Consider the following 11679-nt stretch of genomic DNA (forward strand, 5'->3'; position numbering starts at 1 on the left):
TAACTTTTATTATTTATAAATTAGTTAATAAAATGAAGTTCAGTGCATTTATTTTTGATATGGATGGTTTATTGCTTGATACAGAACGTGTCTGTATGAATGTATTTAAACAAACCTGTCAGGATTTCAATCTTCCTTATTTAGAAACTGCTTATCTTAATATCATTGGACGCAACGAGGCTGGTGTAGAGGAAGTACTATGTGCTAGCTATGGCGATGCTATGGATTACCCTGTTTTTAGACAACAATGGAAACAGACATACCTTAATATTGTCGAAAATCAGGCTATTCCTGTCAAAGACGGTGTTATTGAACTACTACAATGGCTACAGCAGCAACAAATCCCCATGGTTATAGCTACCTCAACCAATAAACAATTAGCATTAAAAAAGCTTGAGCTTGCAGGTTTGAGTTCTTTCTTCTCAACAGTTACTGCGGGTGATGAAGTCAGCAAAGGCAAACCTGATCCAGAAATTTACCTACTTGCCGCTAAACGACTGAATGTTAAACCAGAGCTATGCCTTGCGTTTGAAGATTCAAATAATGGTATAACAGCAGCGATTGCGGCCAATATGCACGCTTTTCAAATCATTGATTTAGTAGAACCAAGTGATGAAGTAAAAGCCTTTGGTCATCATGTTTTCTCTTCAATGCATGAAGCACTAGCATTATTAAAGCAACAAGCGTGATCAACAACATAACACTGAGATAAATCTAACTCACCAACTTACGAGTTAGATTTAAATCAATACAAGATGTTTATTTACTTACGGTGATGTGGCGATAAAAAGTCTAATTCAGGCCCTTTAGGGATAATACACGTGGGATTAATCGTCTCATGGCTGCCGCTTTGATGTAATTAATATCGACCGTTTGTGCTATACCACCAACCTGATACAAATGATATCTGTTTGGCTCGGCTTTAACTCCCGCTTTACCAGTCATTCCTGCACTGCCATCTAGAGTGATCCAGTTACGAAAACTTGATGCTTTACGCTTAAACTTCCCACCTGTTGATTTAGTGTCGTACCAATCTGTGTGCCATTTTCCATTAACTAGCAGCCCCATTCTCGACTCCTTACACTTATCATCATTGAATGAAATGTCGCATTTTATTAATAAGCATAAGACAAGCCTGACACAACAAATCCTCCCTCTGTTCTGAATCAAACGCTAATGATGAACACGATATTCTTTTCATTCACACTATTTTCTCTCTCGCAAAAAAAAGCCGACGCATAAACGTCGGCTTTGTGATCGTAAACGATGTTCTATTACTTAATAGATTGCGCTAACTGGGTTGTTAACTCATCAACACCTTTAGATAAGGCTTCAACCTGTGCTGGATAGCCATCTTTCGCTAATGGCACACGGAAAGTAAATGGGTGTACTGTTTCCAACTCACCGTTACCGTTAATTAACAGCCATTCACCCGCCACTTCTGCAACGCCTGTGTAGACACCATTGAACTGGTTAATACGTACCTGCAAACGAGGTACACCCGCTGTTGATAGCGTTGGGGTTAACTGCGTCGGCCAGAACTTAGTTTGTTTTTGGCGTAAATCCTGAGTAATACGACGTGTTAGCTGCTTACCTAATGCTTCACCCCATAGATTTTGTTGTGCTTCAACAATCTCTGTTGGACTTGTTTGGTAAACCAAACCTGTACCAGCTAGATGTGCAGCCACTTCTACAGGGCGCACAATCAGCAATGATTTATTACTGACATTGTGTGCTGTATTTACCGTTGTCGACATTGGCAACATGTAAGTTGTCATTGCTGGCTCTGTTGAGCTACAGCCCGTTCCAACTAGCGCTACCGCTGCAATTAATAACCACTTTTTCATTACTTACGGCCTCCAACTGGAATAGGATCTTTCGCTTTCTCATCACCAAACACTAATGAATTTGGCTTTTCATTTAACTGACGTAGTACAGGTTGTAGCTCAGTCATCACTTGCTCAAATTGCTCTAATGCACCTTGTAGATTCTGATATGGTGCTGCATTTGGGCTAAAGCCATTTAGTGTATTTTGGATCTCTTTCAAGCTTTCTTTGATATCAGAAGGTAATGTTTGCGTATCTTTCTGACTTAATAGACGATCAAGATCTTGTGTTACACGCTCTGCTGACTTCATTGTTTTCTCAGACGCTTTCAGCGTTGCTGTCATCGAATTCAATGTGTCTTCAACTGGTAGTTTATTAAACTTATTCAATAACGTACTGATTTGTTTTTGAACTTCGGCTAAATCACCTTCTTTCGTTGGGAACACATCGTAACCATCATATTTCAACGGTTTCTCAGGTTTTTCACCTTTGTAAACATCAGTACCAATGTACAACGCACCTGTTAACAAGTTGCCTGTTTTCAGTGTTGCTCGTAGACCATTTTTGAATTCTTCTTCAAAGTTAGCACGAAGATCATCTAACGTACCTTCATCTAGGTTGTTGTATACACGACCTAAATCGATGCGTACAAGTACAGGAATTTGATCGCTAGTAAAACCTTCAGAGCTGGTTGGTAAACGCAACGGCACTTTTTGTACTGAACCAATTTGAATACCACGATATTCAATCGGCGCACCCGCTTTCAGACCACGGATCGACTCTTTAAACAACATCACGAAGTTAATGTGCTTATCGTACATTTTCTCGTGATAATCCTGAACGCTATCGAATAAACGATAATGCTTAAGCTGTTTATTTTGGACAAAACCTTGATCATCAGACGGCGTTTTAAATGTCACACCACCTGTAATTAACGATTCTAATGAGCCAATTTTAACATTAAAGCCTTCTGCTCCCATTTGTACGTTCATACCAGATTTCATAATAAAGTTACTGGTTGTACGTACTAAACGATCGTAAGGCTGGAAGATAAATAGCTGATAGTTAGCTTGTTTGCTATTGATATCAAAGCTTGTTTTCTCAACGCGACCCACAGTGAAACCATCATAAAGAACAGGATCACCGACACTTAATTTTCCTGCTTCATGGCTGGTTAATACCACACGTAAACCTTTCGCATCAGCAGGTGCAACTGGTGGTACTTCAAGAGCAACGAAATTATATTTATCGTTAGCACCACGACCTGGTTGCATTTCAATATAAGCACCTGATAACAACGTATCTAAACCCGACACCCCTTCTTTACCAATGCGAGGCTTAACAACCCAGAACTTGGTGTCATCTTTTAACATGCGTTCTGTGTCGCTATTCATCTGCGCAGTCACAGTGATATAGCTGTAGTCTTCGCTTAACTTCACTTTGGTGACAACACCAACATTTACATTTAGCGATTTAATAGCGGTTTTACCCACTTCAATACCCGAAGCATTCGGAAGGCGGATGGTTATTTCTGGACCTTTACTATTTAAATACTGAACAAACATCCAAATACCAATAGCGAGAGCCACAATAGGAATAATCCAGATTGCAGATACTTGCTTCAGGTTATGTACATTAGCCTTAACTGGCTGGTTATCACTCATCTTCTGTTTCTCGTTAATACTAGCTAGTTGCTACTGATTAGATTCAGTAGCGTTTAACTCTGAACCATGATTAGTTTTTGCTTTACCCCAAAACACACGAGGGTCGAAACTCATTGCCGATAGCATGGTAAATACCACGACTGTGGCAAAACAAATGGCAGCAGGACCTGGTGAAATAGCCATTAGGTTCTTCAATTGCACCAAAGCTACAAGAATTGCCACCACGAAAATATCAACCATAGACCATCGACCGATAAATTCTGTCATTCGATAGATTTTCAAGCGCTTAATCGCTTCGTTGGTCGAATCATTCGGCTTTTTACTCGCACAGTAATAAAGCCAAGCCAACGCAAACATTTTCGCCATAGGAATGAACACACTGGCAATAAAGATCACTAACGCAATCGGCCAAGAACCCATCTGCCATAGCATCACCACGCCGCCCATGATGGTTGAGCCTTCAGTCTGCCCTAAGCTCACGGTGTACATCATAGGATATAAGTTAGCTGGAATATAAAAAACAATCGATGCTAATAAGAAAGCCCATGAATACTGTAATGAATGCTGTGGGTTGTAACCATGTAGCTTACTTTCACAACGGATACATTTAGCATGGTGATCTTGTGGCATCGGGTTAATTTGGTTACACACATGACAACCCACATGGTTATTGTCTAAATGTGTATCTCCTTCATGTACGCCATCAATATGCTTCATGGCAAAGAATTGATCCCATAACCATGTTCTGTCCACCATAGAGACACATTTCACTACTAGCACACTGTAGATACAGAAAGCCCAGAAAGAGTACCCCATACCAATATGTGCCAATGCTGAGATCTTCACCAAGCTTACTAATACGCCGATCAAGAAAACATCGACCATCAACCATGGCTGCACTCTAAATAAAATACGGCAAAGCATCTTCAGTGTTTCCGTATTACCAGATAGATGCCCAGCATGCTTCACTCGCGCGGCACGCACATAAAGGTACAGCACCAACATGATGTAGATTGCAGGAAATACCAATACCGTTAGCATCAGCAAAATAGCCAAGACGCTATTTTCAAAATGCTGCAACGTTTCTGCCGCATTAAGCAGCATGATTTGTTGCCCCATTCCGTTAACACTGAACGAAAGGAAAGGAAAAGAGAGGCTAAGAACTAGCATGATCAAACACGCGATACCGTACGCAAGCGGTCGGTGGTATGGCATGGTGATCTTCTTGGTTAAGGTGTGTCCACAGCGCGGACAATCTGCTTTTTGTCCGTCTTGTATATCAGGGATATCGACCACTAACCCGCATTCTTCACAAGCGATCATCAAATCTGATGGCGTTTGTTGCTGTGGCGTTTGTGTTGTCATTGTAAAGTTTCTTTTATCCTTATTCCTAGCTAAGCCATTTTTCGCTATTGAATGCTATTAATAAAATTAATTGCAGCGTGACTCAGTAAGAATAGACGTGCTTAGCCCAAAAACTAAACACACTCAATGTAAATAGGTGCGTATTGTCGTCCTTCAACGCATTTAGAGCAAGAAACTTTAACTTTCCAAAATGAAAAAACCTTTGATATTAATGTAAATATCTATTTAAAACAGCGTATTATATCTATATATTGTTAGCACGATAACAAAGCAATAAAGTGCTAATTTAAATTTCCGTACAGTTTTTCTGTATTCATTGCACAAATAACATCATTCAAATGAATGCCGTTAATATCATGGGTCCACCACGTTACTGTGACTTTCCCCCACTCTAAAACAATAGTGGGATGATGAAATTCCTCTTCTGCAAGCTGAGAAACCTTATTACTAAAATCCCATGCCTTTTTATAGTTACTAAATTTAAAAACACGTGTGATACGGTTAATGCCATTCGGACTAACTACTTGCCATTCAGGTAGTGATGCCATGTGCTCTGCTAATGCCTCATCACTTAACGCTGGTGAACCTGAATGGCAGGCTTCACATTTCAACTTATCTAAACTCGTCATTCACTATTTCCTTGTTCTCAAACATGGGCGCTCTTAATCCTCTACGCTGTGCTTCAGACACTAACGCAAAAATATCTTGGTTCGTTACTTGGTAAAGCTGCTCCATGTTTTGCAATACAAAATACTTTGGCTGCAAAATATCAATCCGGTAAGGCGTTCGCATCACCTCTACAGGATCAAATTCCACCCGTTGTGGGATCTCACTCGTTGCAGCATAAACAGTTTCTTGTGGCGAAGATAAAATCCCACCGCCATAGATTTGATATTTACCGTTTTGATTAAGCAAACCAAATTCAACCGTAAACCAGTATAGCCTAGCGAGATACACACGCTCTTCTGGTGTCGCTTTGACCCCTAATTTTCCATAAAAATGGGTAAATTGTGCAAAATATGGATTGGTTAACATTGCGCAGTGTCCAAAAATTTCATGAAAGAAATCCGGCTCTTGCAAGTAATCAATATCCGCTCGGGTACGAATAAAGGTGGCTACAGGAAATTGTTTACGAGATAACAGGGAAAAGAAACGATCAAAGCTGATCAACGCAGGTACAGCAACGCATTGCCAACCTGTCGCATCAAGCAATACCCGATTAATTTCCTGTAACTGAGGAATATAATCATGGGGTAAATTTAATTCAGATAATCCCGCAAGATATTCGTCACATGCCTTGCCCTGAATACATTCAAGCTGACGTGTAACAAGATGATGCCAAATCGCATTCTCTTCATCACTCCAATCTATCGTCCCGTTTTTATTCACAGGCTTAGAAACATAGTGATGCGTACTTCGGGGATCACTACTTTGATTATGCATAATAGCCTCCGTCTATACACTCACCTCCAACTGACACTTTTATTTTTATTATGGTTTATACCCAACGATCTTGGAAATCTAGCGATGGTTTTCCGATTCATTCCGGTTGTAACGACACAGAACCGTATTATTTAAGTCACTTGGGTATATCTATAGATTAGAAGTGATCCCCACTCTCAGCCATCAAATATGACTAAAAACACCGATTCAATGCCTACTATTGCTGACATCCGCCATGAATTTACGGATAACTGTAAAGCTCCATGAACAGTTTTAAATATTCATCTTGTTATTAACGTTGCGATTTTCCTGCTTTCAACCACATTTAAGCTATAGCAACAGTAATTAATGAGGCAAGGAATGCATAAATGGTTTCAGCTCCCAATTATTGAAGGGCTATCAAGTAAACAAGCGCATTGCGACTTACCTCACGACAGTTTTGAGCGTGAATGCGGTCGTGAAGGTTTCTACGGCCCAGCAACTCACATGTACCATCAACATCCACCGACAGGTTGGCTTTCATGGCAAGGCAATCATAAACCGAGAGCCTTTGATGCCTTAGCATTACCTCAATCGGGCAATACGCCGTGGGATGCACCATTACTGCTTTCTAATGCCGATCTTAAACTGCGCTTATGGCAAACATCCAAGAATATGGATCACCTTGTGCGAAATGGGGATGGTGATGAATTGCTGTTTATTCACCAAGGTAAAGGGGATTTCTATTGCGACTTTGGCCATCTTAGTTTCAATGAGGGCGATTATATTGTTATCCCTCGTTCAACATCGTGGCGTATTGAAACCACCAGCCATGTTAGCCTGCTAATGATAGAAGCGACCAATAACAGCTATCGTAATGTCGATAGAGGCATTGTGGGTGAACATGCGATTTACGATCCTGCGATATTGGAATACCCCAAAATCAATGCTGCATTTAAAGCCCAACAAACGGAAGAACCTTGGCAATTACTGCTCAAAGCCCGTAATCACATTAACGTTATCGACTACCCATTTAACCCATTAGATGCCATTGGTTGGAAAGGCACCGTCACCGTATTAAAGCTCAATTGGCGTGATATTCGCCCGTTAATGAGCCATCGTTATCATCTTCCTCCTTCGGCACATACAACCTTTACGGCTAATAACTTTGTTGTTTGTACTTTTGTTCCTCGCCCAACAGAAAGCGATCCTAATGCATTAAAAGTGCCGTTCTTTCATAGTAATAACGACTACGATGAAGTCATTTTTTACCATCATGGTAATTTTTTTAGCCGAGATAACATCAAACCCGGCATGATCACTTTTCATCCTTGTGGCTTTCCTCATGGTCCTCATCCTAAGGCGCTGAAAAGTAGTCAACAAAAGCCAAAAACCTTTACCGATGAAGTGGCTGTCATGATTGATAGCCGTAACCCTCTCGATATTGGGTCTAACATTGATAAGGTTGAAGTCCATGATTATGTCCATTCATGGCGAGACACAACGAACAACAATCACAATGAATAACATCTAGGAGATCAACAATGAAACTTGCTTCGTTAAAACCCGGTCGTGATGGAAAGTTGATTGTGGTCTCAAAGGATTTGAAGTGGGCAACCTCTGCTCATCATATTGCCCCAACCCTACAATATGCTTTAGATAACTGGGATAACGTCGAACCTATCTTGCAAGATCTCTACTATGCGCTGAACAAAAAAGCATTAGAGTATCGCTTTGTTTTTCAACCTCAGCACTGCACTTCCCCTTTGCCTCGAGCATACCAATGGGCGGATGGCAGTGCTTATGTAAATCACGTTGAGTTAGTCCGAAAAGCCCGTGGCGCTGAAATGCCCAAAAGCTTTTGGCAAGATCCACTAATGTACCAAGGTATGTCTGATAAATTTCTCGGACCAGAACAACCCATAGAAATTGAAGATGTCGATTGGGGGGTAGATTTCGAAGCTGAAATTGCCATCATTACCAATGATGTACCCATGGCAACCAGCGTTAAAGATGCAGCTCAACATATCAAATTAATCATGCTGGTTAACGATGTATCACTGCGTAACTTGATCCCTGACGAGCTAGCAAAAGGTTTTGGTTTCTTTCAATCTAAACCCGCCTCCGCCTTTTCTCCTGTCGCCATTACCCCAGATGAACTGGGTGATATGTGGCGTGAAAACAAAGTCAATAACAGGCTCAACGTGCATTTAAATCAACAACTGTTTGGTAATCCTGATGCTGGCGTAGATATGACGTTTGATTTTGCCCAACTGATCCATCATGCCGCCAAAAGCCGTGAATTAAGTGCGGGTACCATCATAGGATCAGGCACTGTTTCTAACCAAGATCGTCAATCAGGTTCATGCTGTATTGCTGAAAAACGGATGCTGGAGATCATAGCGAACGGCAAACCAAGCACGCCATTTATGCAATATGGTGACACAGTAAAAATAGAAATGTTTGATGAACACGACCACTCTATTTTCGGTGCTATAGAACAAACTGTGATCCCTTTTCAAAAGCAAAAACATTAACTGACTAAGCTCAATAAAAGCACCATCAAAACACAACTATTTAGAACATAAAGAGAGCTGCGATGGCATTCACCTTATATGACTATTTTCGCTCATCCGCATCCTACCGGGTACGCATTGCTTTAAACCTAAAGCAGTTAGACTACGCGTGCGTGCCTGTCTCTTTACTCAATCACGAGCAACACAGCAGCGAATACCATGCTATTAATCCATCAGGCTTAGTACCTACGCTGATACAACATCAAACCTTATTACATCAATCGTTAGCTATCATTGAATACCTTGATGAATGCTACCCTAGCCCTTACTTGTTACCACGTAACCTAATTAAGCGAGCACAATGCCGAGCTTTTGCGCTTGCCATTGCTTGTGATATCCACCCTCTCAACAATTTACGAGTGCTCAAACAGCTAGAACAACAATTTGATTGTACTCCAGCACAAAAAACACACTGGTATCACCATTGGTTACACCAAGGATTCACCGCATTAGAGCAACAACTACAACAAAGCCCTTACACCGAACGCTTTTGTTTTGGCACACACCCAACCCTTGCCGATGTTTGTTTAATACCACAAGTGTATAACGCCAAACGCTTTGAATTTAACCTTACCCCTTTTCCCACTATTACAGCTATCTATCACCATTGCGAGCAACTTGAACCGTTTAAAAAAGCGGCACCTGAAAGCTAATAATTAAAACGGAGAAGCCATGATGACAAACAATGATTATAACCAATGCCTTTGGGAGCCTAATCGAGAGCGCATTCAAACCAGTTTGCTATATCAATTTATGGTGCAGATCAGCGAGCAGCAAAACCGTTTGTTTCATGATTACACCCAGCTTCATCGTTGGTCGGTTAAACACAGTGATGAGTTTTGGCATCAACTCTGGCAATTTTGTCATGTGATTGGCGAGCAAGGTAACCCCATTTCCTATTGCCCGCCAAATAGTCCTATTCCAAATAAAGATCGCCGTTGGTTTCCCAAGGCACAGCTTAACTTTGCAGAAAACCTATTAACCCATAGCAAAGCATTAGCCAAACAAGATGCATTAGTGTTCTACAACGAGCAGAGCTTTAGTGATAAAAATCACCTACAAGCGCAGCAGCGATTATCGTGGCAACAACTATATGAGCAAGTGGCGATTGTCGCCCATTACCTGCAACAACAAGGGATACAAAAAGGTGATGTGATTGCCGCCTATATGCCCAATATTCCACAAACCGTGATTGCCATGCTGGCTGCAACATCGCTTGGTGCAATTTGGACTTCAACTTCACCAGATTTCGGTACAGAAAGCGTGATAGAACGCTTTAGCCAAACTCAGCCAAAGCTCATCTTCACCACTGACGGTTATATTTATAATGGCAAATACATATCAAGCATCACTGCATTAGCCCAAGCTTTACCTGCACTTCCAAGTGTGAAAAAGCTGATTGTGTTTCCTTATTTAAATACTCAGCCAATCAGTCAGTTACTGCTTAATTTAACACCACTACCCGAAGCTATTAATCTTAGCACTTGGGCAGAAATGGAAGATATTATTGAAACACCTCACCTCAGTTTTACCCCAACGGCATTTAATCATCCGCTTTATATTCTTTATTCATCAGGCACAACGGGTAAACCAAAATGTATTATTCATTCTGTCGGTGGCACCTTACTTAACCATCTCAAAGAGCATCAATTACACTGCAATATCAAACCCAAAGATCGGATATTTTATTTCACCACATGTGGCTGGATGATGTGGAACTGGCTTATCAGTGGGCTCGCTTCTGGTGCAACCTTGATTTTATATGACGGCTCGCCACTTCATCCGCAACCCAATCAACTGTGGCAACTGGCTGATAAAGAGCATCTACGACTCTTTGGCACATCAGCGAAGTACTTAGAAACCATTGAAAAGCAATCCCTATCACCACGCCAAGAATATAAACTCACCCAACTTGACGTGATTTGCTCGACAGGTTCCGTTTTAGCGCCCGAGCAATTTGATTATGTGTATCAAAATATCAAACAAGACGTGCAGCTATCGTCTATTTCTGGCGGCACGGATATTTGTGGCTGTTTTGCCATTGGTAACCCTATTGGTGCTGTGTGGCGTGGTGAATGCCAAGTCAAAGCCTTAGCCATGGATGTGCAGGTGTATAACGCGGAAGGTGAAGCCATAACGGATCAATGTGGCGAGCTTGTTTGCTGCAATAGTTTCCCGAATCAACCCATCGCATTTAGCCAAGATCCAAACGGCGAGAAATACTTCAACGCTTATTGGAATACCTACCCTAACACTTGGCACCACGGTGATTATGTGAGTATTTCTCACCATGGCGGATTAATCTTTTACGGACGTTCCGATTCAATTCTTAATCCCGGAGGCATACGCATCGGCACTGCTGAAATCTATCGCCAAGTTAATCCATTTGATGAAGTCGTCGATTCAGTAGTTGTCGCTCAACAATACCAAAACGATGTACGTATTATTTTGTTTGTTCAACTTCAACCGAATCTTCATTTAACCGATAACTTAATAAACAGGATCAAGACTCAACTGCGAACACAGTGCTCCCCTCACCATGTGCCAGCAAAGATCCTGCAAGTGAATGCGATACCCAGAACCAAATCAGGCAAGATTGCAGAAAAAGCAGTAGGTGATGTGATCCACCAGCGACATGTAGTGAATACCAGCGCTATCGCTAATCCTGAGAGCTTGGAGGAATATAGAAATAGGAAGGAGTTGGAATGAAAATAGTTGAAAAACAAAAAAGCCCCCAAGACGTTAATCTTTGATGTGACCCCATAAAGTTGGACATTTCGGTTAAGCGGCTTGTAAGGCCTGATTTCGATATTCAATCGGAGTCAG

The 11679-nt window shown here is 41.3% G+C and carries 10 protein-coding genes and 1 pseudogene; 5 read left to right on the forward strand and 6 right to left on the reverse strand.

Annotated elements, in window-relative coordinates; all coding sequences use genetic code 11:
* The first annotated feature begins 32 nt into the window (after nt 1-32).
* Nucleotides 33-689: an HAD family hydrolase gene (locus E5A76_RS20285; RefSeq protein WP_161120043.1), complete on the forward strand. Its 657-nt coding sequence runs from the start codon at nt 33-35 to the stop codon at nt 687-689.
* 205 nt (nt 690-894) lie between these two features.
* On the opposite strand, the pseudogene E5A76_RS20290 reads toward E5A76_RS20285, so the two are convergent.
* The 6 genes and pseudogenes from E5A76_RS20290 to phhA all read right to left on the reverse strand — a co-directional run.
* Nucleotides 895-1068: pseudogene (locus E5A76_RS20290) on the reverse strand (glutathione S-transferase family protein); the annotation flags it as partial.
* A 206-nt stretch (nt 1069-1274) separates the two neighbouring features.
* The gene (locus E5A76_RS20295; RefSeq protein WP_107165681.1) at nt 1275-1847 is read right to left on the reverse strand and encodes a PqiC family protein; all 573 of its coding nucleotides are present in this window, start codon (nt 1845-1847) and stop codon (nt 1275-1277) included.
* Entirely contained in the window at nt 1847-3490 is a 1644-nt protein-coding gene (gene pqiB, locus E5A76_RS20300) for an intermembrane transport protein PqiB (protein ID WP_161120044.1), read from the reverse strand. The genes E5A76_RS20295 and pqiB overlap by 1 nt, the downstream gene beginning before the upstream one ends.
* A gap of 30 nt (nt 3491-3520) precedes the next feature.
* Complete coding sequence (locus tag E5A76_RS20305; protein ID WP_107165679.1) at nt 3521-4855, reverse strand: paraquat-inducible protein A; 1335 nt, start codon at nt 4853-4855, stop codon at nt 3521-3523.
* 281 nt (nt 4856-5136) lie between these two features.
* Entirely contained in the window at nt 5137-5484 is a 348-nt protein-coding gene (locus E5A76_RS20310) for a 4a-hydroxytetrahydrobiopterin dehydratase (RefSeq protein WP_161120045.1), read from the reverse strand.
* The gene (gene phhA / locus E5A76_RS20315; protein ID WP_161120046.1) at nt 5468-6298 is read right to left on the reverse strand and encodes a phenylalanine 4-monooxygenase; all 831 of its coding nucleotides are present in this window, start codon (nt 6296-6298) and stop codon (nt 5468-5470) included. The genes E5A76_RS20310 and phhA overlap by 17 nt, the downstream gene beginning before the upstream one ends.
* A 360-nt stretch (nt 6299-6658) precedes the next feature.
* Here phhA and E5A76_RS20320 point away from each other — a divergent pair, with 360 nt between their 5' ends.
* The 4 genes from E5A76_RS20320 to E5A76_RS20335 all read left to right on the forward strand — a co-directional run bounded on the left by E5A76_RS20320 (nt 6659) and on the right by E5A76_RS20335 (nt 11562).
* Nucleotides 6659-7804, forward strand: a complete 1146-nt coding sequence (locus E5A76_RS20320) for a homogentisate 1,2-dioxygenase (RefSeq protein WP_161120047.1) — start codon at nt 6659-6661, stop codon at nt 7802-7804.
* A gap of 17 nt (nt 7805-7821) precedes the next feature.
* A complete protein-coding gene (locus E5A76_RS20325; protein WP_161120048.1) occupies nt 7822-8814 on the forward strand; it encodes a fumarylacetoacetate hydrolase family protein in 993 nt (330 codons plus the stop codon).
* Nucleotides 8815-8876: 62 nt separating this feature from the next.
* Complete coding sequence (gene maiA / locus E5A76_RS20330; RefSeq protein ID WP_161120049.1) at nt 8877-9506, forward strand: maleylacetoacetate isomerase; 630 nt, start codon at nt 8877-8879, stop codon at nt 9504-9506.
* A 22-nt stretch (nt 9507-9528) separates the two neighbouring features.
* Nucleotides 9529-11562 carry an acetoacetate--CoA ligase gene (locus E5A76_RS20335; protein WP_161120050.1) on the forward strand — a complete coding sequence of 678 codons (2034 nt, stop codon included), beginning with the start codon at nt 9529-9531 and terminating at the stop codon, nt 11560-11562.
* Nucleotides 11563-11679 lie beyond the last annotated feature (117 nt).

Source organism: Photobacterium lucens (assembly GCF_009873615.1).
GTDB classification, from domain to species: domain Bacteria; phylum Pseudomonadota; class Gammaproteobacteria; order Enterobacterales; family Vibrionaceae; genus Photobacterium; species Photobacterium lucens.

What these genes read in the sequence shown, in the direction of transcription:
- E5A76_RS20285 (WP_161120043.1), top strand. Translation starts at nt 33, where the DNA reads ATGAAGTTCAGTGCATTTATTTTTGATATGGATGGTTTATTGCTTGAT.
- E5A76_RS20295 (WP_107165681.1), bottom strand. Translation starts at nt 1,847, where the DNA reads ATGAAAAAGTGGTTATTAATTGCAGCGGTAGCGCTAGTTGGAACGGGC.
- pqiB (WP_161120044.1), bottom strand. Translation starts at nt 3,490, where the DNA reads ATGAGTGATAACCAGCCAGTTAAGGCTAATGTACATAACCTGAAGCAA.
- E5A76_RS20305 (WP_107165679.1), bottom strand. Translation starts at nt 4,855, where the DNA reads ATGACAACACAAACGCCACAGCAACAAACGCCATCAGATTTGATGATC.
- E5A76_RS20310 (WP_161120045.1), bottom strand. Translation starts at nt 5,484, where the DNA reads ATGACGAGTTTAGATAAGTTGAAATGTGAAGCCTGCCATTCAGGTTCA.
- phhA (WP_161120046.1), bottom strand. Translation starts at nt 6,298, where the DNA reads ATGCATAATCAAAGTAGTGATCCCCGAAGTACGCATCACTATGTTTCT.
- E5A76_RS20320 (WP_161120047.1), top strand. Translation starts at nt 6,659, where the DNA reads ATGCATAAATGGTTTCAGCTCCCAATTATTGAAGGGCTATCAAGTAAA.
- E5A76_RS20325 (WP_161120048.1), top strand. Translation starts at nt 7,822, where the DNA reads ATGAAACTTGCTTCGTTAAAACCCGGTCGTGATGGAAAGTTGATTGTG.
- maiA (WP_161120049.1), top strand. Translation starts at nt 8,877, where the DNA reads ATGGCATTCACCTTATATGACTATTTTCGCTCATCCGCATCCTACCGG.
- E5A76_RS20335 (WP_161120050.1), top strand. Translation starts at nt 9,529, where the DNA reads ATGACAAACAATGATTATAACCAATGCCTTTGGGAGCCTAATCGAGAG.